The following is a 26,587-nucleotide window of genomic DNA, read 5'->3' as shown; positions in this document are numbered from 1 at the left end:
TTGGCCGACCGACGGACCGGCTCAGGCGGTGAAGCGGCCCGTCCGCCGGATCTCCGGCAGGTCCGTCACCACGCCGTCCAGCTCCAGCGCCCGCGCCAGCTTCAGCCGCTCCAGCGTGTTGACCGTCCAGCCGGTCACCCGCAGCCCGGCCGCGTGCGCCGACTCGACGATCTCCACGGTCAGGCGCCGGATGTCGAGCGCGAGGGTTTCCGCGCCCACGGCCAGCGCCCGCTCCACGACGTCCTCGCCGTAGCGGCTCGCGCTCAGCACGGTGCGCACCCCCGGCACCAGCCCGCTGATTCCGGCGAGCACCGCGTCCTGCTCGGAGGAGACCTCCACCCGGGCGGTCAGGTCCCGGCGCAGCAGCACCTCCGCCAGCACCTGGGCGCAGGCTCGGTCCTGGACCGCGGCCAGCAGCGGGGCGGCGACCGCGTCCAGCACCTCCTCGAAGACCGGCACCCGCTCGCCCTGCCCGGCGTCGAGCCCGCGCAGTTCCGCCAGGGTCAGATCGGCGACGGCCCCCGAGCCGTCGGTGGTCCGGTCGACCTCGGGATCGTGCAGGACGGCGAGCGCGCCGTCCTTGCTGAGCCGCAGGTCCAGCGCGATCACGTCCATCCCGCTGCGCTGCGCGCGGACGAACGACCGGAGGGTGTTCTCCGGTTCGACGCCCATGACCCCGCGGTGACCGATGGTGAGGAAAGTCAAGGTTCTCTCGCTTCCGTCGACGGCGGCTCCCCACGCGGTCGCGGTGTCCCGACCGCCCGCGTGGTGAGGACGCATGCTAGTGCGCCGACGGTGCGTTGGGACCGCCCGTGCAGCGCTCCGGCAGGACCCTCCGGCCGGTTCCCGCCAAGGGTTGTGCACGGGGCGCGCCGTGGTCCGGCGTCACCCTGCCGTGGGCGCGTCCCCATCGCCTTGACCCGGACCCTCGGCCCCGGGTCCGGGGTGCGGCCCGGAACCGGTGGCGGGAGCCTCTGCGGACCCGGCCGCGACCTGGGCCGCGAGCCCCGCGAGGTCCGCCAGCAGTGCGTCGGCGAGCTCCAGTTCCGCGAGGTGCCGGCGCTCGCTCCAGCGCAGGACGAGGCGCGGGAAGGCCCACTCCGGTGCGTCCGCGGCCTGCGCGAGTGCTTCCCGTACGGAGTCCAACTCGCCCCGGGTGCGCTCCAGATGCTCCTCCACCAGGGCCCGTAGCCGCTCCGGTTCGGACAGGTGTCCGAGCCAGACCCGCAGCAGCAGCCCGTGCTTGAGCACCGGCGGCCCCGCCTCGGCGGTGTCCGAGGCCCATCCGGCGAGGGCCGCGCGGCCGGCGGCGGTGATGGAGTAGCGCCGCTTGGCGCGGACCTCCTCGGGTCCCGAGCGCGCGGAGGCGGCGTACCCGAGGTCTTCCAGGCGGCGCAGTTCGGCGTAGATCTGGCTGATCGCGGGCGACCAGTAGAAGAAGCGGAGCGAGGAGTCGGCCCATTTCTTCAGCTCGTAGCCGGTCCGCTCGCCGGGGAAGGACAGCAGGCCGAGCACCGCCCACGCGGTCGGCGGCAAGTCCTGGTCCTCCACCGTCTCTTGCTTCTTCGACACCTGACTACTAGTCATATTTCTCATAGAAGTAAGACCGGGTACGGGACGCAACCCTGGAGGCATCGTGAAGTTCTCCGTCATCTTCGAAGCACAGCTCGCCGACCCGACCGTGGAGCGGGAGCACCAGGTCATCCGGGACTGCGTCGAGCAGGCCGTCTTGGCAGAGCGGATGGGCTTCGACCGGATCTGGGCCGTCGAGCACCACTCGCTGAAGTGGTACGCCCACATGTCCGCCCCGGAGATCTTCCTGAGCTTCGTCGCGGCCAGGACGCACACCATACGCATCGGGCACGGCGTCGTGTGCATGCCCTTCCGCTTCAACCACCCGGTCCGGGTCGCCGAGCGGGCGGCGATGCTGGACCTGCTCTCCGGCGGCCGGCTCGACCTGGGCGCGGGCCGCGGCGGCACCGCACAGGAGACGTCCCTGTGCGGGGTGGACAAGGACCGCACCACCCAGGAGGTGGAGGAGGCGCTGCGGATCATCGGCAGGGCCTGGCAGGAGGACGAGCTGGAGTACCACGGCGAGCTGATCGACATCGACCCGCACCCGATCCTGCCCCGCCCCCGGCAGACCCCGCACCCGCCCCTGTTCCTCGCGTGCAGCCGCGCCGACACGCTGCGGCAGGCGGCCGAACTGGGCGTCGGCGCCCTGGTCATGGGCTTCGCCGGGCCGGAGTCGATCGCCGCGATGCGCGGTGTCTACGACGCGGCGATCGCCGGGCGCGACGGTTCCCGGTGCGTGTCGAGCGTGGTCAACGACCACTTCTCCGTGCTCTGCCCGACCATCGTGCTCGACGACCCCGAGGAGGCCCGCCGGATCGGCGTCCGCGGCCAGCGGTTCTTCGCCCAGGCCATCGGCCACTGGTACGGCGGGACGGGCGTCCCGGACGAGGCGGTGGTCGCGGGCGCCGACGAGGGGGCCGAGATGCGGAGGGCGGCCGAGCAGGTGGTGGCGCGGCTGCACGAGCTGGACATCCCCGTCCGGCCCACGGCGACCGCAACCTTCCAGGCGGACCACGCCTACGGCGGCGCCGAGGACGCGATCGCCTACGTCGAGCGGTTGCGGGAGGCCGGCGCGGACGAGGTGATGTGCCTGATCCAGATGGGGACGGTGCCGCAGGAGGCGTGCCTGGAGACGCTGCGGCAGTGGGGAGAGAAGGTCCTCCCGCACTTCCGGGAGGTGTGAGCGAACCGTTCCGGCGGTAGTGACCCGTCCGCGATCCGAGACCCGCGATCCGAGACCCCTCCGGAGGTACCTGTGATGCCGCCCAGCTCGCCCAGCTCGCCCAGCTCACCCGGCTCGTCGACTCCCCCCACCCCGTCCCCCGGGCCCGCCGCCCCGGATCCCGACCGGCTCGATCCGGGCGTCCGCCCCTTCGCCGACTCCCTCTCGGCCGCCTTCCCCGATGTGGGCGGCCGGGTCGCCGACGCCGCCTCGGCCCGCCGGATCCTGGCGGCCGTCCCGGTGTCACCGGTCCCGCCGCCCGCCGTCGGACCCGTCGAGGACCGGCTGATACCCGGGCCCGCCGGGGCGCCGTCGCTGCCCGTGCGGGTGTACCGCCCCGACCCGGAGCGGTGGCCCGGGCCCCGGCCGACCGTGGTCTACTGCCACGGCGGCGGGTGGGTGCTGTGCGACCTCGACACCCACGACGCCACCGTGCGGGAACTGTGCCGGGCCTCCGGCGCGGTCGTCGTGTCCGTGGACTACCGGCTGGCCCCGGAGGCCCCCTTCCCCGCCGCCGTCCACGACGCCCACGCCGCCCTGTGCTGGGCGGGCGCGAGACTGTCCGGGCTGGGGGGCGATCCCGGGGCACTGGTGATCGCCGGGGACAGCGCGGGCGGCAACCTGGCCGCCGCCGCGCTGCTGCTGGCCCGGGCGCGCGGCGGACCGGCCGTCGCCCTCCAGGTGCTGGTCTACCCCGCGCTGGACGCCGCCCAGGACAGTGCTTCGGTGCGGCGCAACGCCGAGGGGTACTTCCTGACCGCCGTACACCTGCGCTGGTTCTGGGAGCAGTACCTCGGGCCCGGCGGGGACGGCGCGGATCCGCTGGCCTCGCCGTTGCGGGCGGACCTCTCCGGGATGCCGCCCGCCCATGTGGTCACCGCGGGCTGCGATCCGCTGTGCGACGAGGGGGCGGCGTACGTCCGGGCGCTCCGCGAGGCGGGCACGAGCGCCCACGAGGACCATCATCCGGGGATGTTCCACGGATTCCTGGGGCTCGTCGATTTTCTGCCAGCGGCCCGCCGCGCCATGGACGGCGTAGGCGAAGCGATCGCGCGGACGGGGTCGAGCCGGAAGAATTGCGGCGACGATGGGGGTGGGGCAGGATAATTTCCCGCTTCACCCCTTGAGCAGGAGAGTCTCACGTGCGACCCTGTCCTGAACGTGAGGTTCTCCTGTGGAGGAAGTGACATGACGGAAACTCTTGTGCCGGGTCCGGTCGGTGCCGTGATAACCGCCGGAGCGCGGGTGGTGGACCACCCGGCGTGGCCCCAGCTCAAGGCCGCCGTGGAGGAGATCCGCCCTTGGCAGGTCAAGGACGGCTCGATCGACTTCGAGGTCGCGGGTGCGCCCACCCGCTTCGAGGCCGAGGCCGTCGTGGAGCGGGTGATCGCCGCCGTGGAGGCGCTGTCGCCGCTGCTGCCGCACTCCCTCACCTATCACCGCGCCCTCGTCGCGGACCTGCGCAAGTGGGTCGCGGGGGACTTCGGCGTGCCCGATTTCCTCGACTCGCTGATGGCCTTCCACCCGGCCGCCGAGCGCGCCGACGGCCTCCAGCACCTCGTGGTGTTCCCCATGTACACGCAGAACGGGAACCCCGACCGCAACTTCGAGGCCGTCGTGCTCAAGATGGTGTGGCCCGAGTGGCTCGCCGAGCTGGAGCGCACCCGGTACGACAACCCGCTGTACATCGGCATCACCTTCGAGGACTTCACCCCGGGCTACGACACGCACTCGGCCGTGCTCTTCCCGGAGACCATCGCGGTCCGCGAGGCCCCCGAGCGCTTCACCTGGGGCGGCATCTTCTGTGACCGCGAGGCCGCGCGCTTCCGCAAGGTCACCGAGGCCGCCGTGGACATCCTCGGCATCACCCTGCCCGCCGACATCGCCGCCATGGTCACCGACCAGGAGCGCTGCGAGAAGGCCTTCGTCCTGTGGGACATGGTCCACGACCGCACCCACAGCCACGGCGACCTGCCGTTCGACCCCTTCATGATCAAGCAGCGCCAGCCGTTCTGGATGTACGGCCTGGAAGAGCTGCGCTGCGACCTCACCGCCTTCAAGGAGGCCGTGAAGCTGGAGTCCGAGGGCAACGAGCACGGGCGCGACGTCCAGTACGCCGTCCTCTTCGACCGGATGTTCCGCTTCCCGGTCTCCGGCGACCGCAACCGCAACTACGACGGTGTCGGCGGCCAGCTGCTCTTCGCGTACCTCCACAAGCACGACGTCGTGCGCTGGACGGACAACAAGCTGAAGATCGACTGGATGCGTGCCCCGCAGGTCACCAACCAGCTGTGCGCCGAGATCGAGGACCTGTACCGGGCGGGCATCGACCGCCCCAAGCTGGTTCACTGGTTGAAGGCCTACGAGCTGGTCGCGACCTACCTCGCCCCGCACCCGGGCTCCCGCTGGGCCAAGGGCCCGGACGCCCTGGACCTGACGCAGCCGCCGCGCAAGCTCGTGGACGACGTGCTTCCTGACGAGTTCCCCCTCAGCATGTTCTATGAGGCCCTCGCCAAGAAGCTCAAGGGCGTCATCGCGTCGACCAAGGGCATCACGGCGCTCAACGCCGAGAACCGCCGGCAGGACGAGCGGGTCGCCGCGTGAGCGCTCGCGCGGAGGAGGCAGCAGGGATGAACGGCGCCGGGAACGGAAACGGCAAGCTCAGCGGTGCGGTGGTGGCGGTGGCCGGGGCCGGCGGGCCCGCGGGCCGCGCCGCCCTGATCCGCCTCGCCGAGGCGGGCGCGACGGTGATAGCGGCCGACGCGGACCCGGCACGCCTCGCGGAGGCGGTGGACGCCGCGCGCTACGCCCACGGCGGGGCCACCGTCACCGGTGACACCGTGGACCTGCTCGACCTGAACGCCACCAAGGAGTGGGCGGCCAGGACCGAGAAGGAATTCGGTTCGGTCGACGGTGTCGTGCACCTGGTCGGCGGATGGCGCGGCAGCACCTCCTTCACCGAGACGGACCTCGCGGACTGGGACTTCCTGGAGAAGCTCCTCATCCGCACCGTCCAGCACACCTCGCTCGCCTTCCACGACGGCCTGCTGCGCAGCGGCCGCGGTCGCTACGTCCTGGTGAGCCAGTCCGGCGCGCACAAGCCGGTCGCCAACAACGCCGCGTACAACGCGGGCAAGGCGGCCGCGGAAGCGTGGACCCTGGCCCTCGCCGACTCCTTCCGCAAGGCGGGAGGGGAGGACGGGCCGAACGCCGCGGCTGCGATCCTGGTCATCAAGGCACTGGTGCACGACGCGATGCGCGCCGAGCGACCCACTGCGAAATTCGCGGGCTTCACGGACGTCAAGGAACTGGCCGAGGCCATCACCGGCGTCTGGGAGCGGCCCGCCACTGAAGTGAACGGACAGCGTCTGTGGCTGACCCCGCAACCCTGAGGACCGATGCCCGCAGGCACCACGACCCGGCGGTGCGCGGCTTCGCGAGCGACAACTACGCGGGAGCGCACCCCGAGGTCCTGGCGGCGATAGCCCTGGCCAACGGTGGCCATCAGGTCGCCTACGGCGAGGACGAGTACACCGAACACCTGCAGAAGATCATGCGCAGTCACTTCGGCCCCTACGCCAAGGCCTACCCGGTCTTCAACGGCACCGGCGCCAACGTGACCGCGCTGCAGGCCCTGACCGACCGCTGGGGCGCGGTGGTGTGTGCCGAGTCGGCGCACATCAACGTCGACGAGGGCGGCGCGCCCGAGCGGATGGCGGGCCTCAAGCTGCTCACCGTGGCGACACCGGACGGCAAGCTCACCCCCGAGCTGATCGACCGGCAGGCCTGGGGCTGGGAGGACGAGCACCGGGCGATGCCGCAGGTCGTGTCCATCACCCAGAACACCGAGCTGGGCACGGTCTACACTCCGGACGAGATCAAGGCCATTTGCGACCACGCGCACGCGCTGGGCATGAAGGTCCACCTCGACGGGGCCCGCATATCCAACGCGGCGGCGTCGCTGGACGTGCCGATGCGCGCGTTCACGAACGCGGCCGGGGTCGACGTGGTGACGTACGGCGGCACGAAGAACGGCATGCTCTTCGGCGAGGCCGTCGTGGTCCTCAACCCGGACGCGGTCCGGCAGCTGAAGCACATCCGTAAGATGTCGATGCAGCTGCCGTCCAAGATGCGCTTCGTCTCGGTGCAGCTCGAGGCGCTGCTCGCGAAGGACCTGTGGCTGCGCAACGCCCGGCACTCCAACGCGATGGCGCAGCGGCTGGCAGCGGGTGTGCGGGAGCTGGACGGGGTGAAGATCCTCTATCCGGTGCAGGCCAACGCGGTGTTCGCGCGGCTGCCGCACGATGTCACGCGCCGTCTGCAGAAGCGTTTCCGGTTCTACTTCTGGGACGAGGTGGCGGGCGACGTGCGCTGGATGTGCGGCTTCGACACCCAGGAGGACGACGTGGACGCCTTCCTCCAGGCGCTCAAGGAAGAGCTGAGCCGCTAGAGCGCGCTGTATGGATATACCCCGCACTGTAAATCTATAGACTTACGGTGTGGGGTATACCTATGCTCCCGATCATGGAACCCATCCAGGAGCATCCCGGGCTCACGGCCTATCTCGCGGCCGACGAGACCATCGATTCCGGGCACCCGCTCGTCCAGGAGACCGCCGCCGCCCTCTGGGCCGGCACCGGCGACGCATATTCATATGTTGAGGCCGCCTTCGAGTTCGTCCGCGACACCATCTCGCACTCGGCCGACGCCGACGACCCACGCGTCACCTGGCGGGCGTCCGACGTCCTGCGCGAGCGCACCGGCATCTGCTACGCCAAGGCCCACGCCCTGACCGCCCTGCTGCGCGCCAAGGACGTCCCGGCCGGGCTCTGCTACCAGCTGCTCGGCGACGACGACGGCTCCGGCGCGGTCGTCCACGGTCTGATCGCCCTGCGGCTGCCGGGCCGGGACACCTGGTCCCGGCTGGACCCGCGCGGCAACAAGCCGGGCGTGGACGCCCGGTTCTCGCTGGACGCGGAGCGGCTGGCCTTCCCCGTACGCCCGGAGCTGGGCGAGGTCGACTACCCCACCCTGTACGCCGCCCCGCCCGAGCCGGTCCTCCACGCCCTGCGCACGTCCCCGGACCGCGCCACCCTCTGGCGTGCGCTGCCGACCGGCCTCTAGGCCGCCTGGCCCCGTCTAGCCCACGTCTAGCCCGTCTCGCGGGGCTCCAGCGCCACCGCGTCCCGCGCGGGGGCGGAGGCCGAGGCCGAGGCGGTCGGGTCCGGCGTCGGCGGGGTGGCGCGGGCGCGGGGGCCCGTGGTCACCCGGTGCAGGAGTGCGGCCGCCGGCTGGAGCGCGGCGATGCCGAGGACCAGCATCCAGGGCGGTCGGCCCGCCGCGAGGCCCACCAGGGCGGCTCCGGCGGCCGCAGCCGTGATCTTGAGGCCGGCGCCCAGGGTGAACACCTGGGCCCGCACCGCCTCCGGCGCGTGCTCGGCCCGGATCCGCAGCGTCGCCGTCAGCAGGGGGCCGTCGCACAGACCGGCCAGTGCGAAGCACGCCGCGGCCGTCACGACGCCGGGCGCGAAGGCCGCGCCGGTCAGTGCGACGCCGGTCCCGGCCAGCGCCCAGCGGGCGAGGCGCCCCGGATCGTCCGCCCGCCCCGAGGCCCGCCGCCGGGCCAGCAGCAGGGACCCCGAGAGCGCGCCCACGGCGAAGGCCGTCATCAGGGCGCCCCCGGCCCCGGGTGCGCCCAGGCTTCGCGTCAGCAGGACCGCGGTGGTGCTCAGCGCGCCGATGCCGACGAATGCCAGGGTGGTCGCGGCCGAGATCGCCCGCAGTTCGCGGACCCGCCACAGGGCGGCGAACCCACCGCCCGCGGTGGGCCGGGCCGTCGCCGCTCGCGGGCGGGCGCGGGGGTCCTCGTACGGGAGCAGGGCGGCCAGTACGGCGGCCAGCGCGCCCGAACAGGCCAGCGCGGCCATCGCCGGGGCCGCGGAGCCGAGCGCGGCGATCAGGCTCACCACGGCCGGGGCGGTCACGCCCGCCGCGTTGTACGTCGCCGCGTCCCAGGCGTACGCCTGGTCGCGTCCGGCGCCCGCCGGGACCAGCGAGGCCACCAGGCTGGACATCCCGCCCGTCACCATCGGTCCGCAGCCGCCGCCGGCCACCGCCACCGCGATCACCACCGGCACCGGAGCCCGGCCCACCAGCACCGACAGGGTGGCCACGGCCAGGGTGAAGCACACGAGCGCGCCGACGTGGAAGAGCCGCGGGCGCGACGTCCGCGCGGCGGCGGCGCCCGCGAGCGGCGCGGCCAGCACGTGCGGGGCGAGCCAGGCGGTCAGGATGAACGCGCCGTACGCGGCGTGGCCGGTCCGCTCCAGGGCCAGCAGGACCAGCGCGATCCCCATGCCCTCCGAGGCGAACCGCCCGGCCAGCGCCGCGGACAAGTACCGTTTGAATCCCCGCACGTGAGCACCACCCCCGGGCGCAGACGCTACCCCGGGCGGGTGGAGAGGTGTTCGAGGCGGCCGGGCGGGCCCGGGGAGGGCGCCGGGTCAGCCCGCTTCGCGGACCTGGGCCGGGGTGGGCGCCGTACCGCCGAGGTGCGCGGGCAGCCACCACGAGTCCTCCGGACCCTTGGGCTTCGTCGGGTAGGCCCGCTGCGCCGCCTCCAGCAGCTCCTGCACCCGCTCGCGCACCCGCCGGGTGATGGCCCCGGCGAACTGGTCTGTCGGCGCCTCCATCGGCTCGCCCACCCGCATGGTCACCGGGATGTGGCTGCGCCTCAGGTCCTTCGGGTGACCCTTGGTCCACATCCGCTGGGTGCCCCACAGCGCCACCGGGATCAGCGGGACCCCGGCCTCCTGCGCCATCCGCGCCGCACCGGACTTGAAGCTCTTCAGGGTGAAGGACTGGGAGATCGTCGCCTCGGGGAACACCCCGATGATCTCGCCGCCGCGCAGGGAGTCGAGGGCGAGCTGGTAGGCCGCCTCCCCCTGCGTGCGGTCCACCGGGATGTGCTTCATCGCGCGCATCAGCGGACCGGACACCTTGTGCCGGAACACCGACTCCTTCGCCATGAAGCGGACCAGCCGCTTGGACGGCCGCGCCGTCAGTCCGGCGAAGATGAAGTCGAGGTAGCCGACGTGGTTGGAGACGAGCACCGCGCCGCCCTTGCGGGGGATGTTCTCGGCGCCCTTCATGTCGATGCGGACGTCCAGCGCCTTGAACAGCGTGTGCGCCGCGCCGATCACCGGGGGGTAGACGAACTCAGCCATGTGGGAAGACCCCGCTTTCTGCCTGGGGAGGTACTCCCGGCCGTAAGTTACGCCATCGTAGGTACGTAGCCATGGGGATGGTGCCCCAAACCTGCCCCGGTGGCCAGTCCAGATGCCCCGACCAGGAGAGATTCTTGTCACGCCGGGAATGCGGCGCGTCCCGGGGGCGCTCGGATCACCGTACGGTCGGACGATCACGGGAACATCGGATCACCGCACGGTCGGACGATCACGGGAACGGGAGAGCGCGTGCGCGACGAGGGCGGGTCGACGGGGCCGGGGCGGCGCCACGAGCGGCTGTTGGGTCGCGCGGAGCTGGGCGCCGAGCTGGGGGAGCGGGCCACCCTGGTCCAGTTCTCCAGCGCCTTCTGCCAGCCCTGCCGGGCCACCCGCCGGATCCTCGCCGAGGTCGCGGCCATGGTCGAGGGCGTGGCGCACATCGAGATCGACGCGGAGGACCACCTCGCGCTGGTCCGCGAGCTGGCCGTCGAGAAAACCCCGACCGTGCTCGTGCTGGACGCGGCGGGCCGGATCGTGCGCCGGGCCGCCGGAATGCCCCGCAAGGCGGACGTGATCGCCGCCCTCGGGGCGGCGGTGTGAACCGGTGCGCGCGCCCCCACGGAGCGTGACGCGCCCGACATCTGGCCGCTGTCGCTTGACTGGGCGCGCCGGAGATCGCCAGTCTGGCGGCATGCGGTACGAACTCCTGCTTTACGGACGGGTCCACGTCGACCTGGTCCGGTACGCGAGCGCGCGCTGTCGGGGCCACTGATCACCCCATCACCCTCCGGCGGCCCGGCCGGCGCGGACGACGCGGCAGAAGGAAGAGACACACCGATGACGGCGCTCACCGCCACCACGGCCCCCATCGTTACGGACCCCACCGCCAGGGACACGACGGCCCAGGCCGCCGACCCCGGCGCCCCCGCGGACGCCACCCCCGGCGCGCCGCTCGTGCTCCCCGGCTCGCCCGACCTGCTGCGCTCCGTCTTCCGGCAGCACGCCGCCGGTGTCGCCGTGATCACCTCCGAGACCGGCGGACGCCCGGCGGGATTCACCGCCACCTCGCTCAACTCGGTCTCCGCCGACCCTCCGCTGCTCTCCTTCACCATCGGCACCGGGTCCTCCAGCTGGCCCGCGATACGCGACTCCGAGCACGTCGGGGTCCACATACTCGGCGAACACCAGCGGGACCTGGCCGGACTGTTCGCGCGGAGCGGGGCCGACCGCTTCGGTCCGGCCACCGACTGGACCGCGGGACCGCACGGGGTGCCGCTCCTGGACGGCGTACTGGCCTGGCTGGTCTGCCGGATCGTGGCCCGCGTCCCCGCGGGCGCGCACCGGGTGATCATCGCGGAGGCGGTGGCCGGGCACCCGGCCGGGGAAGGCCGTCCCCTGCTGTACCACCAAGGACGCTTCAACGCGTTGCGGGACTGAATCGTCCCTGCTGGGGCGGGTTGGTCCGGCGTTGGCAAGGTCACAGTTCACCGGCCTTGCAACCGGGGAAGACCCACTGTGTACTGACGAGTAACATTCCCTTCGGAGCGCGGGCCGCCCCGACCGGGACCGGGCCGACAAGGCGCCTATGCTGCCTGCATCAAGGCAGCACCAGAAAAGACGATGCAGTAGGAGAGCCGGCGTGAGCTTGAGGATCGTTGTCTGTGTGAAGTACGTGCCCGACGCCACCGGCGACCGGCACTTCGCCGATGACCTGACCGTCGACCGCGACGACGTCGACGGCCTGCTGTCGGAGCTCGACGAGTACGCCGTCGAGCAGGCGCTGCAGATCGCCGACGAGGCCGACGACGCGGAGATCACCGTCCTGACGGTGGGCCCCGAGGACGCCAAGGACGCGCTGCGCAAGGCGCTGTCCATGGGTGCCGACAAGGCGATCCACGTCGAGGACGACGATCTGCACGGCACCGACGTCATGGGCACCTCGCTGGTGCTCGCGAAGGCGATCGAGAAGGCCGGTTACGACCTGGTCATCACCGGCATGGCGTCGACCGACGGCACCATGGCCGTCCTCCCGGCGATCCTGGCCGAGCGCCTGGGCGTCCCGCAGGTCACCCTGCTCTCGGAGGTCAAGGTCGAGGACGGCACCGTCAAGGGCCGCCGCGACGGCGACACCGCGTCCGAGCAGCTCGAGGCGTCCCTGCCGGCCCTCGTGTCCGTGACGGACCAGTCGGGCGAGGCCCGCTACCCGTCCTTCAAGGGCATCATGGCCGCCAAGAAGAAGCCGGTCGAGGCCTGGGACCTGTCCGACCTGGAGATCGAGGCGGACGAGGTCGGCCTCGAGGGCTCCTGGACCGCGGTCGACTCCGCGGCGCAGCGCCCGGCCCGCACCGCCGGCACGATCGTCAAGGACGAGGGCGAGGGCGGCAAGCAGCTGGCCGAGTTCCTGGCCGGCCAGAAGTTCATCTAAGAGCTTCGGCCGCACACACGGTCACGCCTCACCTCCCCTGACTACTTCGCTTTCGCAGGAGCATCCCCATGGCTGAAGTCCTCGTCTACGTCGACCACGTGGACGGCGCCGTCCGCAAGCCCACCCTCGAGCTGCTGACCCTGGCCCGCCGCATCGGCGAGCCCGTCGCCGTCGCCCTGGGTGCCGGCGCCGCCGACACCGCCGCCGTGCTCGCCGAGCACGGCGCGGTCAAGGTCCTCACCGCCGACGCCCCCGAGTTCACCGAGTACCTCGTCGTACCGAAGGTGGACGCCCTCCAGGCCGCCTACGACGCGGTGTCCCCGGCAGCGGTCCTCGTCCCGTCCTCCGCCGAGGGCAAGGAGATCGCGGCCCGCCTGGCCGTCCGCATCGGCTCCGGCATCATCACGGACGCCGTCGACCTGGAGGCGGGTGACGAGGGCCCGGTCGCCACGCAGGCCGCGTTCGCCGCGTCCTTCACCACCAAGTCCCGCGTCTCCAAGGGCACCCCGGTCATCACCGTCAAGCCGAACTCGGCTCCGGTCGAGGCCGCCCCGGCCGCGGGCGCCGTCGAGGCGCTCACCGTCACCTTCGGCGCGCTGGCCACCGGCACCAAGGTCGTCTCCCGCACCCCGCGCGAGTCGACCGGCCGCCCGGAGCTGACCGAGGCCGCGATCGTGGTCTCCGGCGGCCGCGGCGTCAACGGCGCCGAGAACTTCCACATCATCGAGTCGCTCGCCGACTCGCTCGGCGCGGCCGTCGGCGCTTCCCGCGCCGCCGTGGACGCCGGCTGGTACCCGCACTCCAACCAGGTGGGCCAGACCGGCAAGTCGGTCTCCCCGCAGCTGTACATCGCCTCGGGCATCTCCGGCGCGATCCAGCACCGCGCCGGCATGCAGACCTCGAAGACCATCGTGGCCATCAACAAGGACTCCGAGGCCCCGATCTTCGACCTGGTCGACTACGGCGTCGTCGGCGACCTCTTCGCGGTCGTCCCGCAGCTGACCGAGGAGATCAAGGCCCGCAAGGGCTGAGCCGGGCTTTCCGGTCCCTGACCGGACCTGACCTGCGTAGACGTTGTGCCCCGGGGCCGCGTGGTGACTCTCACCACGCGGCCCCGTGCTGTTTCGGGCAACCATTGACGGAGCGGAATGTGCTGACTAAATTCTGCTATGCGGATCAATGCTTCCGTGTAGCGGAAAAGAGGAGAGTGCACGATGGGTCAGCAGGAGAAGGTGGCGACAAGCCTCGCAGGCGCGGTCAGCGAGGGCATCAGCGCCTCCCTCGCGCCGGTGGACGCGGAACTCGCGCGCCACTACCCGGGCGACCCCGGCACCCGCCAGCCCATCCACACGGTCTACGTCCCCGGTGACGTCTTCGCCGCGGACACCATCCGTTCGTGGGGCGACCAGGCCCTCGCCGCGCTCGACGAGCACGCCCCGGACGCGGCCACCTTCGCCAAGGTACTCGGCATCAGCGACGAACTGGCGGTACCGGTCTACGACCGCGTGCGCGCCAAGCTCGCCTCCGAGCCGATCGAGGACCTGCGCGTCGACTTCGAGGACGGCTTCGGCGTTCGCTCCGACGAGGAGGAGGACCAGGCCGCGGCCCGCGCCGCCCGCCTCGTCTCGGAGGCCTTCTCCAACGGCACCAACGCGCCGTACATGGGCATCCGCATGAAGTGCATGGAGTCCAACGTCCGCGACCGCGGCATCCGCACCACGGACATCTTCCTCTCCGGCCTGCTGGAGCACGGCGGCCTCCCCGACGGGCTGGTCCTCACCCTCCCCAAGGTGACCTACGCCGAGCAGGTCACCGCGTTCGTCAAGCTGCTGGAAGCCTTCGAGACCGCCCGCGGCCTGCGCCCGGGCCGGATCGGCTTCGAGATCCAGATCGAGACCAGCCAGTCCATCGTGGCCTCCGACGGCACCGCCACCGTCGCCCGGATGATCGAGGCCTCCCAGGGCCGCGCCACCGGCCTGCACTACGGCACCTTCGACTACAGCGCCTGCGTCGGCGTCTCGGCCGCCTACCAGTCCAGCGACCACCCGGCCGCGGACCACGCCAAGGCGATCATGCAGGTCGCGGCCGCGGGGACCGGCGTACGCGTCTCGGACGGCTCGACCAACGTGCTGCCGATCGGCACCACCGAGCACGTCCACGAGGCCTGGAAGCTGCACTACGGCCTCACCCGCCGCGCCCTGGCCCGCGCCTACTACCAGGGCTGGGACATGCACCCGGCGCACCTGCCGACCCGCTACGCGGCCGTCTTCACCTTCTACCGCGAGGGCCTCGAAGCGGCCGCCGCGCGTCTGAAGGCGTACGTCGCCAAGATCGAGGGCGATGTCATGGACGAGCCCGCCACCGCCAAGGCCCTGGCCGGCTACCTGGTCCGCGGCCTGGATTGCGGCGCGGTCGGCGCCGAGGAGGTCGCCGCCCTGACCGGCCTGACCCGCGCCGAACTGGACGCCTTCGCGATCCCCCGCCGCTCGGCGACCCTGCACGCCTGAGCCACGCGCTGAAACGGGGCCCGGCCGGATCCACTCCCGGCCGGGAAGGTGCCGGGGAGCGACACGGCGGACTTCTCCCCCGTCGAGGTGTGCCAGTCCGTACCCGGTCGTCCTCGCGGGTGGTGGCGAGCAGACGGCCGTCCGTGGAGAAGGCCACGCTCCAGACGGAGTCGGTATGGCCGGACAGCCGGTGCAGCGGGGTGAACAGGGCCGCGGAGGAGGCCGCCTCGCCGCCCTCGGGGTCCAGGCCGGGCCCGGGGGCGGCCGCCGGTACCGGCTCGGGCGTGGCCGCCCGCCGGTCCGCGGACCCCGGCCGCCGTGCCGCCGGGGTCCGCGCAGGCCGCGGCGCCACCGTTCCAGCTCCGGGGCGGAGTGCGGGGGCACCGCGATCTCCTGGCCGAAGGTGTCGTAGACGTACAGGATCCGCACGAGTGCCGTCAGCGTGTCGAAGCCCAGCAGCCGCTTGCCACGGAAGGCGTCGCTCTGGGTCGCCACCGGCAGCCGGATGCCGCTGCCGGTCCGTTGCGCGCGGGCCGCGAGTTCCCGGTACGAGCGGTTCCCGCGCTCGCGCCGCAGGGTGCGCAACTCGGCCGCGAAGGCCTGGAGTTCCTCGTCGAACGTGTTCCGTGGCTCCATCGCCCACCAGGCTGGAACGGCTCCCGCCGCCCGGTCCCGGACTTCGCCGGACACCATGGAACACCCGCGCCGTTCGCGGGGGTTCGAGGTCGATCGGAAGCCGTCCGGCTTCGTTCGGTACCGATGCTCCGGGGCGGTGCGGGCTGCTGACACCGGGGCATGACGAACCCGCCGCTCCCCGAGCCCTTCCTGACCCTGCACACCGCCTTCGTCCTCGTGACGGCCGCACTGATCGGCTGCCTGGTGGGCGTACTCACCCACCTCGGCGGCACCCGTCCGGCGCCGGCCGTCCTCGCCGGGCTCACCGCCGCCGCCGGGGCCGTGCCCGGTCAGCGGTCGCTCATCCGGTGACCGGCGGGATCTCGCCCGAGCCGCGGGGGATCAGGTGGGTCGGGAGCTCGATGCGGGCGGGTGTGAGGTCCGCGCCGGACAGGCGCTGGAAGAGGCGCTCGGTCGCGACCCGGCCGAGGGCCGCCGGGTCCTGGGCGACCACGGTGACGGCGGGGCGGATGAGGTCGGCGAGTTCGAAGTCGTCGAAGCCCACCAGGGCCACCAGCGGCGCTCCCGAGGCGCTCGCCGCGGCCAGCACCCGTACCGCCGTCACCGTCACCCTGTTGTTGCCCGCGAAGACGGCGGTGACCGGGTCGGGGCCCGTGAGCATGGCCGTGACCGCCGCCGTGACCCGCTCCGGGGAGGTCGGGCCGAGGGATTCCCAGGCCCCGTCCACCGCGAGGCCGGCCGCCGCCATCGCCGAGCGGTAGCCGCGCAGCCGCTCCGTGGCCGTGTGGATGTGGGGCTGGTCTCCGATGAAGGCGATCCGGCGGTGGCCGTGCGCGATCAGGTGGGCCACCCCGCCCCGGGCGCCGCCGAAGCTGTCCGAGAGCACCACGTCCGCGTCGATCCGGCCCGCCGGGCGGTCCACGAACACCGTGGCCACCCCGGCCCGGATCTCCGGCTCCAGATAGCGGTGGTCGTCCCCGGCCGGGATGACGATCAGGCCGTCCACCCGGCGCGCGCACAGGGCGAGCGCCAACTCCCGCTCCCGGTCCGGGTCCTCGGCGCTGGAACCGTTGATCAGCAGCGCGCCGTTGGCCCGCGCGACCTCCTCCACCGCCCGGTTGAGCGGCCCGTAGAACGGGTCGGCCAGATCCTCCAGGACCAGCCCGACCGTCGCCGTACGCCCCTTGCGGAGCACCCGCGCGCTGTCGTTGCGCCGGAAGCCCAGCTCCTCGATGGCGTCCTGGACCCGCTTCTCGGTATCGGGGGTGACCCCGGGCTCGTCGTTGACGACGCGGGAAACCGTCTTCAGGCCGACCCCGGCCCGGGCCGCCACGTCCTTCATCGTCGGCCGCCGGCCGTAGCGGGGCTCGGGCGAACGGCGGGAGTGCGGCACGGTGGGGAACCTCCGTTGATGGCGGGCACGGCGCTCACGCGCCCTGGGGCAACGCGCTGACCTCGAGGATAAGCACCTCGGCCGATTACCGGGTTTCCGCGACGGGCTGGTGCGGGCAAGCCACTGGGGGTTCGGACGAGCCGAGGGAGTCTTGGGAAGAGGGGTAATCGTGATTGTCTGGATCAACGGCACTTTCGGGGCCGGGAAGACCAGCACGGCGCGTGAACTGACCGGGCTCCTGCCGGACGCCACCCTGTTCGACCCCGAGACCGTCGGTGACGCCCTCCGGCTGCTGCTGCCGCGCAAGCGGCTCGACGAGGTGTCCGACTACCAGGACCTCCCGAGCTGGCGGCGGTTGGTCGTGGACACGGCCGCCGCGCTGCTGGCCGAGGTGGGCGGGGTGCTCGTGGTGCCCATGACCCTGCTGCGCCAGGAGTACCGCGACGAGATCTTCGGCGCCCTCGCCGCGCGCCGGATCCCGGTCAGGCACGTGCTGTTGGCCCCCGAGGAAACGATCCTTCGGCAACGGATCGCCGCCCGCGACGAGGCCCGGGACTGGTCGTACGCGCACCTCGCGCCCTACCGGCAGGCCCTCCGCTGGCTCACCGCCGACGCGCACGTCATCGACAACGGCGCGCTGACCCCCCGCGAAACGGCGCGGCGCATCGCCGAGGCGCTCCGCTCCGGCAGCGTGGCGCTCTGCGACATCGTGCAGACCCCCGAACCCACCGCCGAGACCGTCGCCGCCGGGGTCCTGCTGTTCGACGAGGCGGACCGGGTGCTCCTGGTGGATCCGACGTACAAGCCCGGCTGGGAGTTCCCGGGCGGGGTGGTCGAGGCGGGGGAGGCGCCCGCCCGCGCGGGGGTGCGGGAGGTCGCCGAGGAGCTGGGCGTCGTACTCGCCGGTCCGCCCGGACTGCTGGTCATCGACTGGGAACCGCCCTGCGCCCCGGCGTACGGCGGGCTGCGGCTGATCTTCGACGGGGGCCGGCTCTCCCCGGAGGCGGCCGCCGGGGTCCGGCTGCCGGGGCCCGAGCTGCGGGCCTGGCGGTTCGTCACCGAGGCGGAGGCCGCGGGGCTGCTCCCGCAGAACCGTTTCGAACGGCTGCGCTGGGCCCTGCGCGCACGGGAACGGGCGACCGTGCTCAACCTGGAGGCCGGTGTTCCGGTCGGCGCGGCGAGCGGTCCCTGCGGCCCCTGAGCCCCTTGTGGCCCCTGAGCCCCTGCGGCCCCTGAGCCCCGGGGGACCCTGCGGTTCCCCGCCGGCTCAGCCGGCCGACTCCGCGGCCGCCTTCAGGGCGGCCGCGGTGTCCTCGGTGACCGGACCGCCGTGCCCGCAGCAGGCCACCGACGGGGCGAGGGAGGCCAGCCGCCGGAACGACGCCACGGCCCGGTCCCGGTCGACGTTGAACACCCCGAGCATCACCTCTCCCACCGCCGCCACCGCGTCACCCGTGAACAGCACCCCGTGGTCCGGGAGATGGACGCCGATGCTGCCGTCCGTGTGCCCGGGCGCGTGCACGACGTACGCCCCGTCCCCGAAGCCCAGCGCGTCGCCGTCCTCGACCTCGCGGTCCACCCGGGTCGGCGGCGCCTCGGGGAGGGTCAGCCCGTGCTCGTACAGCGGGACCTCCCAGTCCAGGAGGACCGGCTCCGGGACCGGCAGCTCGCCGCGGATCACCGGGGCGTCGAGGCGGTGCGCCACCACCGAAGCGCCCCAGCGGGCGGCCAGTTCGCCCGCGGCCCCGACGTGGTCGCGGTGGCAGTGCGTCAGCACGATCCGCTCCAGCCGCTCGGGGCGCAGCCCCAGGGACCGGATCGCCGCCTCGATCCCGCCCGCGGCGCCCACCGGGCCGGAGTCGATCAAGGTCAGCGCCTCGCCGTCGCGCCACAGGTACGCCTGGCCGATCGGGAAGCGGAGCATGTACAGCCGGTGCGGGATGACGTCCACGAGATCCATGGAGCGAACCTACGCTCCACCGCGCCCCCGCCACGGGCGACTTCACCCGCGGCGGACTCCGCCCGGAGCGCAATGCGCCCCGGGCGGACATCCGGCCGCGCGGAGGGAGGAGCTCAGCCCTGCTTCGAGCGCGCGTAGTTCACCAGGAACAGCGCCTCGGTGACCGAGAGGCGCTCCAGCTCCTCCGGGGACACGCTCTCGTTGACCGCGTGGATCTGCGCCTCCGGCTCACTGAGCCCGATCAGCAGCATCTCGGCCTCCGGGTAGAGCGAGGTCAGCGTGTTGCACAGCGGAATCGATCCGCCCATGCCGCTGATCTGCATCTCCTGGCCGGGGTACGCCACCTGCATGGCCTCGCGCATCGACGCGTACGCCGGGCTGTCCGTGTTCGCCTGGAACGGCTGGCCCTGGCCGACGACTTCGAGTTCGAGGCGCGCCTTCCACGGCGTGTGTGCCACCAGGTGCGCCTCCAGCAGCTTGATCGCCTCGGCGACGTCCACGCCCGGCGGCACCCGCAGGCTGATCAGCGCGCCCGCTCCGGCGTGCACCGACGGGGTGGCGCCCACCACCGGCGGGCAGTCGATGCCGAGGACGGTCACGGCGGGACGGGCCCACAGTCGGTCCGCCACCGTGCCGTCGCCGATCAGCTCGACTCCGTCGAGCACCCGCGCGTCGGCGCGGAAGTCCGCCTCGGGGTACTGCAGGCCTTCCCACACGGCGTCGGCGGCGAGCCCGTCCACGGTGGTCGAGCCGTCGGCCGCGCGCAGCGAGTCCAGCACCCGGATCAGCGCGGCCAGCGCGTCCGGGGCGGCGCCGCCGAACATGCCGGAGTGCAGGTTCCCGCCGAGGGTGTCGATCTTGACCTTGAGCAGGGTCATCCCGCGCAGGGTCGCGGTGACCGTCGGCAGCCCGAGCCGGAAGTTGCCCGCGTCACCGATGACGATGGCATCGGCGGTGAGCAGCTCCGGGTGCGCCTCGGCGTACCGCTGGAGGCCACCGGTGCCCTGCTCCTCGGAACCCTCGACGATCACCTTGACGCCGACCGGCACCCCGCCGTTGGCCTTGAGCGCGCGCAGCGCCAGCAGGTGCATGATGAACCCGCCCTTGCAGTCGGCCGCGCCGCGCCCGTACCAGCGGCCGTCGCGCTCGGTCAGCTCGAAGGCGGGGGAGATCCAGGCGGCGTCGTCGAGCGGCGGCTGGACGTCGTAGTGCGCGTAGAGCAGAACGGTCGGCGCGTCCGCCGGACCGGGCAGGAAGCCGTACACCGACTGCGTGCCGTCCGGGGTGTCGAGCAGTGCCACGTCCTGGAAACCCTCGGCGCGCAGCGCGTCGGCCACCCAGTTCGCGGCGCCCTCGCTCTCGCTCTTGGGGAACTGGGCCCAGTCCGCGACCGACTGGAAGGCCACCAGCTCGGCCAGCTCCTGCTTGGCGCGGGGCATCAGCGAGGCGACGGTCTCGACGATCGGATCGGTCGACATGGGCACGCTCCTTTTGGGTGCGACGTTCTTGCGCATACGAGTGGGGTACGGGGTGGTGGTACGGGTGTGGATACAGGTGCGGGTGCGTACGCCGGGTTACGGCGTATGACGGTCCGATCCTCCCACAGCGGGGTGAGCCGGACTCGCGCCGTAGGATTTCCCCGGCATGGGGACCCCGGGACGTCGGGACCATCGGGACCAACGCGTGATCAGGAGCAGCAGCACATCGTGAGCAGCGACGACGTACACGACGCGGGCAGCGCGGGCGAAGCGGGCAACGCGGCCGACGCAAGCGACGCAGGCAGGGCGGCCGACGCGGGCAAGGCGGCCGACGCGGGGCAGGACGCGCAGGGGCCGGAGGCGCAGCGGCCGGAGGCTCAGGGCGCGATGGCCGCGCAGGGGGCGGACTCCGCGCAGGGGCCGGACGAGATCTGGGACGTGATCGTGGTCGGCGCGGGCCCGGCCGGGGCCTCGGCCGCGCACGCCGCGGCCGCCGCCGGCCGCCGCGTGCTGCTGCTGGAGAAGGCCGAGCTGCCGCGCTACAAGACCTGCGGAGGCGGGATCATCGGGCCATCGCGGGACGCCCTGCCGCCGGGCTTCGTCCTGCCCCTCGAGGACCGCATCCACGCGGTCACCTTCTCGCTGAACGGCAAGCTGGCCCGTACCCGCCGGTCCAGGACCATGCTGTTCGGGCTCGTCAACCGCGCCGAGTTCGACGCCGGGCTGGTCGCCGAGGCCGAGAAGGCGGGCGCGACGGTGCGCACCGGAACGGCCGTTGCGCGCGTCGAGCAGCACGGCCCGGCGGTGCCGGACCGGCGTACCGTCGCCGTGGTGCTGCAGGACGGGGAGACCGTCCTGGGCCGTGCCGTGATCGGCGCGGACGGCAGCGCGAGCCGGATCGGCGCCCATGTCGGGGTCGAGATGGACCAGGTGGACCTGGGCCTGGAAGCGGAGATCCCGGTCCCGCCGACCGTGGCCGAGGACTGGAAGGGCCGCGTACTGATCGACTGGGGCCCCCTGCCCGGCAGTTACGGCTGGGTCTTCCCCAAGGGCGACACCCTCACCGTCGGCGTGATCTCGGCGAAGGGGGAGGGCGCGGCGACCAAGCGCTACCTCGAGGACTTCATCGCCCGGCTGGGGCTGGCCGGTTTCGAGCCCTCCGTCTCCTCCGGTCACCTGACCCGCTGCCGCTCACCGCATTCGCCCCTCTCGCGCGGCCGGGTCCTGGTCGCGGGCGACGCGGCCGGGCTGCTGGAGCCGTGGACGCGCGAGGGCATCTCCTTCGCCCTGCGCTCCGGCCGGCTCGCGGGCGAGTGGGCCGTGAAGATCTCCGAGGCGCCGGACGCGGTGGACGCGCGCCGACAGGCGCTCAACTACGCCTTCGCCGTCAAGGCCGGGCTCGGCGTGGAGATGGGCGTGGGCAAGCGGATGCTGGGCGTGTTCGTGGCCCGGCCGGGGATCCTGCACGCCGCGCTCATCGGCTTCGGACCGGCCTGGCGGGCCTTCGCCCGGATCACCCGCGGCGCGACGAACCTGGCCGACCTGGTGCGTACGTACCCACTGGCCCGCAAGGCGCTGCACGCGCTGGACCGCAGGCAGGAGCGGGAGGAGAAGGCCCAGGGGGTGTAGCCGGGGGAGCGAGGCGGGAGCGGGGCGGGGCCGTGGCTTGTCGTGTGGCGGAGGATCACATGACAAGGTGACAGGTCGCTTTTCTGTTCCTCACACCAAGAGAACCGGTTCTGCCACCCCCGGACCACGGCCCGTCTAGTCTTCCTCGCGTCGGCGCCCAGTCGCTCAGTCGCTCAGTCGCCGAGACGCCCAGTCGTCCAGACGCCTGCCGGAGGAAGAATCATCATGGCCACGACTCGCGCAGCGAGGGCTCTCTACGCCGTCCTGGTCACCGCCGTCCTCGCCTCGCCCGCGGCGGCGATCCGTTCGTCCGCGCCGGGTTCCGGAGCCGCGGCCCAGCCGGCCCCGCCGAAGGACCGGCTCGCGCCCGCTCCCCGGCCCAGCGAGCCGGTCCGGGCCCGGATACCCGGGGCGCGGGGCCTGGACATCGCGGTCCCGGCGTACGTCTGGGCGGACGACCCGATGCTGGACGAGCTGACCGCCACCGGCCCGGCCGCCTCCGTCGTCGTCCTGAACCCCGGCAACGGCGACGACCCCTTCGATGCGCCCTGGCAGGCCCGGGCCGACGTCTTACGCGGCGGCACCACCGCCAACGGCGAGCGGACCAAGGTGCTCGGCTACGTCCACACCGACCACGGCGGGCGGCCCCCGGCCGAGGTCAAGGCCTCCGTGGACCACTACCTCAAGACGGCGGACGGCCGTCTGCACGTCGACGGCATCTTCTTCGACGTCGTCAGCCGCGACTGCGGCCCCGCCAACGCGACACGCGACCTGTACGCCGAATACCACCGCTACGTCCAGGACGCGATGCAGGCCGTCGACCCGGCCGCCCCCGACCTGGTGGCCGACAATCCGGGGACGGCCATCGCCGACTGCTACCTCGAACCGGGCCACCGCACGGCCGACATCTTCGTCACCTTCGAGGACACCTACGCCGCCTACACCGGCGCGGGCTGGCTCGGCGGCAACGTCTTCAACGAGCGGACGGGCTACCGGGCGGGCACCGAACTCGACCCGAGCGGAACCGCCTTCTGGCACCTGGTCCACGACGTCCCGACCTCCGACGCCATGCGCGACACCCTCCGGACGGCCTTCACGCGCGGCGCGGGCTACGCGTACGCCACGAGCACGGCCATGCCCAACCCCTGGAACGCCGCCCCGAGCTGGGCCTTCCGCCCCCAGACCAGCTACGCGGCCACCCTCGGCTGACACCCGCCGCGCCCGCCGCGCCCGCCCCTGCCCCGGCTCAGACGCCCGCGGTCTCCCGCCACAGCCGGGCCAGCGACGCGTCACCGCTCACCCCGGGACCGTCCAGCGCGGCGCGGTTCCACAGCGCCGTGTACAGCCACGCGGCCTCGCCCGTCACCTCACAGTCCGCCGGACCAGCATCGCCCCGCACCGTGCGGGCGGGCTCGGCCGACAGGTGTACGGTCCAGGCCTCGCCCGTGTCGGTGGCCCGCAGCCGCAGCACCCGCGGCTCCGGGGTGCGCACCCGGCTGCGCGGCCGGCCGTGGAAGCCTATGAGCACCTCGTCCACCCCGTCGGACGCGAACGCCGCCTCCACGGGCGAGAGCGCGGCGCCGAGCGCGCCCTGCGCGTCCATCCGGTGCACCGCGGTCTCGTGCGCCTGGCGGCGCGCCCAGAAGGCCAGCGGGGACGGCGGGTCCGTCGGCAGGAAGGTCCAGCACCGCACATCGGCGGGCGCGTCGGTCAGCGTCCGCACCAGCGCCGCGTGCCCCTCGCGGAACCAGGCCACGAGCGGGGCGCCGGTCAGCTCCGGCACCTCGGGGATCGGGGCGGGTTCGGTCAGGCCGCCCGCGACCATCCCCGCCGCCCACCGGTGGACCGACCCGGTGTGCCGCAGCAGGTCGGCGACCCGCCACTCGGGACAGGAGGGCACCAGGGCCTCCGGGCCCGCCTGTTCGGCCGCGTCGGCCATCAACTGGCCTTCGCGGGCGAGTGTCTTCACATGTTCGATGATCTCCATGGGGCGAGTCTGCCAGCGGGGGCGGACAATGGGGGCATGGAGTGGCCCCTCTCTCCCGACCCCGACCCCGAGCCCGGCCCCGGCCTCCCCGGGGAGCTCTTCCCGCGCGAGCGGACCGAGATCGCTCCCGGCGCGGTGCACGTGCCCGACTGGCTCGGCCCCGACCGCCAGCTCGCGCTGCTGGCGGCCTGCCGGGACTGGGCGCGCCCGCCCGCCGGGCTGCGCACGGTCCGTACGCCCGGCGGCGGTGTGATGACCGCGCGCCAGGTCTGCCTGGGGCTGCACTGGTACCCCTACGGCTACGCCCGCACCGCCGTGGACGGCGACGGGACGCCGGTGAAGCCGATGCCCGCGTGGCTCGCGGAGCTGGGCCGGGAGGCCGTGGCGGCGGCCGCCGTGGAGCCCGCGCCGCCGGGCGGCCCGGCGGCGTACGACATCGCGCTGATCAATTTCTACGACGGCGACGCCCGCATGGGCATGCACCGCGACGCCGAGGAACGCTCCCCGGCGCCGGTGGTGTCGCTCAGCCTCGGCGACAGCTGCGTCTTCCGCTTCGGCAACACCGCGACGCGCGGGCGCCCGTACCGGGACGTGGAACTGCGCAGCGGCGACCTCTTCGTCTTCGGCGGTCCGGCCCGAAGGGCCTTTCATTCGGTGCCCAAAGTCCTGCCGGGGACGGCTCCGCCCGCCCTGGGCCTGACCGGGCGGCTGAACATCACCCTGCGCGTCGGCGGCCTCGGCTGAACGGCGGCGCCCGGGGCCTGCCGATCATGCGAGGATCGCTGTCATGAACGGCAACACGGCCCCGCGGCGGGTGGGGGATGTGACCACGGACGTGACCACGGGCGTGGCCGGTGATGTGATCGCTGAGGTGACCGCACACGGGACCACCGACGGCACCACGGACGCGGCCACGGCGTCCTCGCGGACCAAGCTGGAGCGGGGCCGCGGCGCGCTCGGTCCGGCGCTGGAGCTGGTGCACACGGGCCGGGCGCCGACCCGCGCGGTCCTCACGGCCGAGCTGGGCGTGACCCGCGCCACCGCCGGAGCCGTCGCCGCCGAGCTGGAGGCGCTCGGCCTGATCCGCGTCGATTCCCGCCCCGGCGGCGCGGGCGGCGCCCAGGGCCGCCCCTCGCACCGGCTGTCGGTGGACGAGAACGGGCCGGTCGTGCTGGCCGCCCAGGTCCACCCGGACGGTTTCCGGGCCGCGCTCGTCGGCCTCGGCGGCCGCATCGTGGCCACGGCCCCCGGCAAGGTGGAGGTGTCCGCCGACCCGGCGCAGGTGCTCGGCGCGGTCGTCGAGGCGGGCGCCGCGCTGCTCGCCCGGAGCGGCCGCCGGTGCGTGGGCGCGGGCCTCGCCGTACCGTCGGCGGTCGCGGAACCGGACGGCACGGCGCTGAACCCGCTGCACCTGGCCTGGCCTGCCGGTTCGCCGGTACGGTCCATCTTCGCGCGGTGCGTCCGGGCGGCCGGGATCGAGGGCCCGGCCCTGACCGGCAACGACATCAACCTCGCCGCGCTCGCCGAGCACCGCCACGGCGCCGGGCGCAGCGCCCAGCACCTGCTCTGCGTCGCCACCGGTCACCGGGGCGTCGGCGGGGCTCTCGTCCTCGACGGCCGTCTGCACAGCGGGAGTTCGGGCCTGGCCCTGGAGGTGGGCCACCTCACGGTGAACCCGGAGGGGCGGGCCTGCCACTGCGGCAGCCGCGGCTGCCTGGACGTGGAGGCGGACCCGCTGGCCTTCCTGACGGCGGCGGGCCGCACCCCGGGCCCCGAGGTCTCGCTGCTCCAGCAGGCCCGTGACCTGCTGCGCGGGGAGTACGCCGACCCCTCGGTACGGGCGGCCGCCGAGGAACTCATCGACCGGCTCGGGCTGGGGCTTGCGGGACTGGTGAACATCCTGAACCCGGACCGGATCATCCTGGGCGGTCTGCACCGCGAGCTGCTGCAGGCGGACCCGGACCGGCTGCGCGCGGTGGTCGCGGACCGCAGCCTGTGGGGGCGCAGCGGTGGCGTACCGATCCTGCCGTGCACCCTGGACCACAACAGCCTCGTCGGCGCGGCCGAGCTGGCCTGGCAGCCCGTCCTGGACGACCCGCTGGGCGCCCTGGGGGCGGCGGCCTGATCCGGCGGCGGCGGACCATCCCGGCCCGCCCGGCGTCCGAGGGCCCGCCGGAGGCCCCGTGATCCGCACCGGGTGGACTGGGCTGCCGGTGCCGGGTCGCCTCAGGCGGCGCCTCATACGCCGGCGGGGCTGACAGTGGCCGACCGCGCCCGGCCGGGCCGCCGGGCGCCGTCATCCCGGTACGCGGCCGAGGGAGCCCAGGCGCCCGGACTCCACGCCCGGGGCCGCCACGGGGCCCGCGGCCGGGGCCGAGGGGGCCGCTGCCGGGCTCGCCATCGGGCCCGCGGAGGATGCTGCCGGGCTCGCCGCCACCGGGGCGGCCGCCGAAACAGCCGCTGCGCCAGCCGCTGAAGCAGCCGCTGCGCCAGCCGCTGAAGCAGCCGCTGCGCCAGCCGCTGAAGCAGCCGCTGCGCCAGCCGCTGAA

The 26,587-nt window shown here is 73.4% G+C and carries 26 protein-coding genes and 1 pseudogene; 18 read left to right on the top strand and 9 right to left on the bottom strand.

The window, feature by feature from the left end:
* Positions 1–21 precede the first annotated feature (21 nt).
* Positions 22–705: a glycerophosphodiester phosphodiesterase gene (locus tag ABT084_RS10765; protein WP_351040725.1), complete on the bottom strand. Its 684-nt coding sequence runs from the start codon at positions 703–705 to the stop codon at positions 22–24.
* 180 nt (positions 706–885) lie between these two features.
* Positions 886–1,572 carry a PadR family transcriptional regulator gene (locus ABT084_RS10760; RefSeq protein WP_502968890.1) on the bottom strand — a complete coding sequence of 229 codons (687 nt, stop codon included), beginning with the start codon at positions 1,570–1,572 and terminating at the stop codon, positions 886–888.
* Positions 1,573–1,636: 64 nt separating this feature from the next.
* Between ABT084_RS10760 and ABT084_RS10755 the strand changes: the two genes are divergently transcribed.
* The 6 genes from ABT084_RS10755 to ABT084_RS10730 all read left to right on the top strand — a co-directional run bounded on the left by ABT084_RS10755 (position 1,637) and on the right by ABT084_RS10730 (position 7,921).
* On the top strand, positions 1,637–2,758 hold the full coding sequence (locus ABT084_RS10755) for an LLM class flavin-dependent oxidoreductase (protein WP_351040722.1): 1,122 nt from the start codon (positions 1,637–1,639) through the stop codon (positions 2,756–2,758).
* Between the two features lie 75 nt (positions 2,759–2,833).
* Positions 2,834–3,904, top strand: coding sequence for an alpha/beta hydrolase (locus ABT084_RS10750; protein WP_351040719.1), 1,071 nt, complete (start codon positions 2,834–2,836; stop codon positions 3,902–3,904).
* An 81-nt stretch (positions 3,905–3,985) separates the two neighbouring features.
* Entirely contained in the window at positions 3,986–5,401 is a 1,416-nt protein-coding gene (locus ABT084_RS10745) for a DUF6421 family protein (protein ID WP_351040716.1), read from the top strand.
* A gap of 26 nt (positions 5,402–5,427) precedes the next feature.
* Positions 5,428–6,189 (top strand): SDR family NAD(P)-dependent oxidoreductase, encoded by a 762-nt coding sequence (locus ABT084_RS10740; RefSeq protein WP_351040713.1) that lies wholly within the window; start codon positions 5,428–5,430, stop codon positions 6,187–6,189.
* Complete coding sequence (locus tag ABT084_RS10735) at positions 6,186–7,247, top strand: threonine aldolase family protein (protein ID WP_351040883.1); 1,062 nt, start codon at positions 6,186–6,188, stop codon at positions 7,245–7,247. The genes ABT084_RS10740 and ABT084_RS10735 overlap by 4 nt, the downstream gene beginning before the upstream one ends.
* 74 nt (positions 7,248–7,321) lie before the next feature.
* Entirely contained in the window at positions 7,322–7,921 is a 600-nt protein-coding gene (locus ABT084_RS10730; RefSeq protein WP_351040710.1) for a transglutaminase-like domain-containing protein, read from the top strand.
* A gap of 26 nt (positions 7,922–7,947) precedes the next feature.
* Here the strand turns inward: ABT084_RS10730 and ABT084_RS10725 are convergent, their stop codons facing one another.
* Positions 7,948–9,213 carry an MFS transporter gene (locus ABT084_RS10725; protein WP_351040708.1) on the bottom strand — a complete coding sequence of 422 codons (1,266 nt, stop codon included), beginning with the start codon at positions 9,211–9,213 and terminating at the stop codon, positions 7,948–7,950.
* A gap of 87 nt (positions 9,214–9,300) precedes the next feature.
* Positions 9,301–10,023, bottom strand: a complete 723-nt coding sequence (locus ABT084_RS10720) for a lysophospholipid acyltransferase family protein (protein WP_351040706.1) — start codon at positions 10,021–10,023, stop codon at positions 9,301–9,303.
* 249 nt (positions 10,024–10,272) lie between these two features.
* Here ABT084_RS10720 and ABT084_RS10715 point away from each other — a divergent pair, with 249 nt between their 5' ends.
* From ABT084_RS10715 to ABT084_RS10690, 6 genes are all read left to right on the top strand, one after another.
* Positions 10,273–10,623, top strand: coding sequence for a TlpA family protein disulfide reductase (locus tag ABT084_RS10715; RefSeq protein WP_351040703.1), 351 nt, complete (start codon positions 10,273–10,275; stop codon positions 10,621–10,623).
* A gap of 91 nt (positions 10,624–10,714) precedes the next feature.
* Entirely contained in the window at positions 10,715–10,795 is an 81-nt protein-coding gene (locus ABT084_RS10710) for a putative leader peptide (RefSeq protein WP_351040880.1), read from the top strand.
* A gap of 65 nt (positions 10,796–10,860) precedes the next feature.
* Positions 10,861–11,460 carry a flavin reductase family protein gene (locus ABT084_RS10705; RefSeq protein ID WP_351040701.1) on the top strand — a complete coding sequence of 200 codons (600 nt, stop codon included), beginning with the start codon at positions 10,861–10,863 and terminating at the stop codon, positions 11,458–11,460.
* A 202-nt stretch (positions 11,461–11,662) separates the two neighbouring features.
* Entirely contained in the window at positions 11,663–12,448 is a 786-nt protein-coding gene (locus ABT084_RS10700; RefSeq protein WP_351040699.1) for an electron transfer flavoprotein subunit beta/FixA family protein, read from the top strand.
* A gap of 68 nt (positions 12,449–12,516) precedes the next feature.
* Positions 12,517–13,479, top strand: a complete 963-nt coding sequence (locus ABT084_RS10695; RefSeq protein ID WP_351040696.1) for an electron transfer flavoprotein subunit alpha/FixB family protein — start codon at positions 12,517–12,519, stop codon at positions 13,477–13,479.
* Between the two features lie 183 nt (positions 13,480–13,662).
* On the top strand, positions 13,663–14,955 hold the full coding sequence (locus ABT084_RS10690) for a DUF6986 family protein (protein WP_351040693.1): 1,293 nt from the start codon (positions 13,663–13,665) through the stop codon (positions 14,953–14,955).
* Positions 14,956–15,064: 109 nt separating this feature from the next.
* On the opposite strand, the pseudogene ABT084_RS10685 reads toward ABT084_RS10690, so the two are convergent.
* Positions 15,065–15,307, bottom strand: a pseudogene (locus tag ABT084_RS10685) (WD40 repeat domain-containing protein); the annotation flags it as partial.
* 443 nt (positions 15,308–15,750) lie between these two features.
* On the opposite strand from ABT084_RS10685, the gene ABT084_RS10680 reads away from it, so the two are divergent.
* Complete coding sequence (locus ABT084_RS10680) at positions 15,751–15,942, top strand: hypothetical protein (protein ID WP_351040691.1); 192 nt, start codon at positions 15,751–15,753, stop codon at positions 15,940–15,942.
* Here the strand turns inward: ABT084_RS10680 and ABT084_RS10675 are convergent.
* Entirely contained in the window at positions 15,932–16,933 is a 1,002-nt protein-coding gene (locus ABT084_RS10675; RefSeq protein WP_351040879.1) for a LacI family DNA-binding transcriptional regulator, read from the bottom strand. The two genes, ABT084_RS10680 and ABT084_RS10675, sit on opposite strands and share 11 nt — an antisense overlap.
* Before the next feature lie 220 nt (positions 16,934–17,153).
* Here ABT084_RS10675 and ABT084_RS10670 point away from each other — a divergent pair, with 220 nt between their 5' ends.
* Positions 17,154–18,185 (top strand): NUDIX hydrolase, encoded by a 1,032-nt coding sequence (locus ABT084_RS10670; protein WP_351040688.1) that lies wholly within the window; start codon positions 17,154–17,156, stop codon positions 18,183–18,185.
* A gap of 66 nt (positions 18,186–18,251) precedes the next feature.
* Here ABT084_RS10670 and ABT084_RS10665 read toward each other — a convergent pair whose 3' ends face one another.
* Both ABT084_RS10665 and ABT084_RS10660 read right to left on the bottom strand, forming a co-directional pair.
* Positions 18,252–18,944, bottom strand: a complete 693-nt coding sequence (locus ABT084_RS10665; RefSeq protein WP_351040685.1) for an MBL fold metallo-hydrolase — start codon at positions 18,942–18,944, stop codon at positions 18,252–18,254.
* Between the two features lie 113 nt (positions 18,945–19,057).
* Complete coding sequence (locus tag ABT084_RS10660; protein ID WP_351040682.1) at positions 19,058–20,422, bottom strand: dipeptidase; 1,365 nt, start codon at positions 20,420–20,422, stop codon at positions 19,058–19,060.
* A 387-nt stretch (positions 20,423–20,809) separates the two neighbouring features.
* Here ABT084_RS10660 and ABT084_RS10655 point away from each other — a divergent pair, with 387 nt between their 5' ends.
* Both ABT084_RS10655 and ABT084_RS10650 read left to right on the top strand, forming a co-directional pair.
* A complete protein-coding gene (locus tag ABT084_RS10655) occupies positions 20,810–22,051 on the top strand; it encodes a geranylgeranyl reductase family protein (RefSeq protein WP_351040876.1) in 1,242 nt (413 codons plus the stop codon).
* A gap of 225 nt (positions 22,052–22,276) precedes the next feature.
* Entirely contained in the window at positions 22,277–23,260 is a 984-nt protein-coding gene (locus tag ABT084_RS10650) for a spherulation-specific family 4 protein (protein WP_351040679.1), read from the top strand.
* A 37-nt stretch (positions 23,261–23,297) separates the two neighbouring features.
* Here ABT084_RS10650 and ABT084_RS10645 read toward each other — a convergent pair whose 3' ends face one another.
* The gene (locus ABT084_RS10645) at positions 23,298–24,038 is read right to left on the bottom strand and encodes a maleylpyruvate isomerase family mycothiol-dependent enzyme (RefSeq protein ID WP_351040676.1); all 741 of its coding nucleotides are present in this window, start codon (positions 24,036–24,038) and stop codon (positions 23,298–23,300) included.
* A 36-nt stretch (positions 24,039–24,074) separates the two neighbouring features.
* On the opposite strand from ABT084_RS10645, the gene ABT084_RS10640 reads away from it, so the two are divergent.
* Together ABT084_RS10640 and ABT084_RS10635 are read left to right on the top strand one after the other, a co-directional pair.
* Positions 24,075–24,782 carry an alpha-ketoglutarate-dependent dioxygenase AlkB family protein gene (locus tag ABT084_RS10640; protein WP_351040673.1) on the top strand — a complete coding sequence of 236 codons (708 nt, stop codon included), beginning with the start codon at positions 24,075–24,077 and terminating at the stop codon, positions 24,780–24,782.
* A gap of 43 nt (positions 24,783–24,825) precedes the next feature.
* Positions 24,826–26,163, top strand: a complete 1,338-nt coding sequence (locus ABT084_RS10635) for an ROK family protein (protein ID WP_351040670.1) — start codon at positions 24,826–24,828, stop codon at positions 26,161–26,163.
* Positions 26,164–26,587 lie beyond the last annotated feature (424 nt).

It is taken from the genome of Streptomyces sp. NPDC002138, from assembly GCF_040296485.1.
In the GTDB taxonomy this organism is placed as follows: Bacteria; Actinomycetota; Actinomycetes; order Streptomycetales; family Streptomycetaceae; genus Streptomyces.
Note: the sequence above shows the minus strand (reverse complement) of the source record. Positions and strands in the feature narration are given on the sequence as shown.

Coding starts and splice junctions, on each gene's coding strand:
- ABT084_RS10750 (WP_351040719.1), top strand. CDS start 2,834: ATGCCGCCCAGCTCGCCCAGCTCGCCCAGCTCACCCGGCTCGTCGACT.
- ABT084_RS10745 (WP_351040716.1), top strand. CDS start 3,986: ATGACGGAAACTCTTGTGCCGGGTCCGGTCGGTGCCGTGATAACCGCC.
- ABT084_RS10680 (WP_351040691.1), top strand. CDS start 15,751: ATGACGAACCCGCCGCTCCCCGAGCCCTTCCTGACCCTGCACACCGCC.
- ABT084_RS10650 (WP_351040679.1), top strand. CDS start 22,277: ATGGCCACGACTCGCGCAGCGAGGGCTCTCTACGCCGTCCTGGTCACC.
- ABT084_RS10695 (WP_351040696.1), top strand. CDS start 12,517: ATGGCTGAAGTCCTCGTCTACGTCGACCACGTGGACGGCGCCGTCCGC.
- ABT084_RS10690 (WP_351040693.1), top strand. CDS start 13,663: ATGGGTCAGCAGGAGAAGGTGGCGACAAGCCTCGCAGGCGCGGTCAGC.
- ABT084_RS10665 (WP_351040685.1), bottom strand. CDS start 18,944: ATGGATCTCGTGGACGTCATCCCGCACCGGCTGTACATGCTCCGCTTC.
- ABT084_RS10640 (WP_351040673.1), top strand. CDS start 24,075: ATGGAGTGGCCCCTCTCTCCCGACCCCGACCCCGAGCCCGGCCCCGGC.
- ABT084_RS10740 (WP_351040713.1), top strand. CDS start 5,428: ATGAACGGCGCCGGGAACGGAAACGGCAAGCTCAGCGGTGCGGTGGTG.
- ABT084_RS10705 (WP_351040701.1), top strand. CDS start 10,861: ATGACGGCGCTCACCGCCACCACGGCCCCCATCGTTACGGACCCCACC.
- ABT084_RS10675 (WP_351040879.1), bottom strand. CDS start 16,933: ATGAAGGACGTGGCGGCCCGGGCCGGGGTCGGCCTGAAGACGGTTTCC.
- ABT084_RS10635 (WP_351040670.1), top strand. CDS start 24,826: ATGAACGGCAACACGGCCCCGCGGCGGGTGGGGGATGTGACCACGGAC.
- ABT084_RS10660 (WP_351040682.1), bottom strand. CDS start 20,422: ATGTCGACCGATCCGATCGTCGAGACCGTCGCCTCGCTGATGCCCCGC.
- ABT084_RS10710 (WP_351040880.1), top strand. CDS start 10,715: ATGCGGTACGAACTCCTGCTTTACGGACGGGTCCACGTCGACCTGGTC.
- ABT084_RS10720 (WP_351040706.1), bottom strand. CDS start 10,023: ATGGCTGAGTTCGTCTACCCCCCGGTGATCGGCGCGGCGCACACGCTG.
- ABT084_RS10730 (WP_351040710.1), top strand. CDS start 7,322: ATGGAACCCATCCAGGAGCATCCCGGGCTCACGGCCTATCTCGCGGCC.
- ABT084_RS10655 (WP_351040876.1), top strand. CDS start 20,810: ATGGCCGCGCAGGGGGCGGACTCCGCGCAGGGGCCGGACGAGATCTGG.
- ABT084_RS10645 (WP_351040676.1), bottom strand. CDS start 24,038: ATGGAGATCATCGAACATGTGAAGACACTCGCCCGCGAAGGCCAGTTG.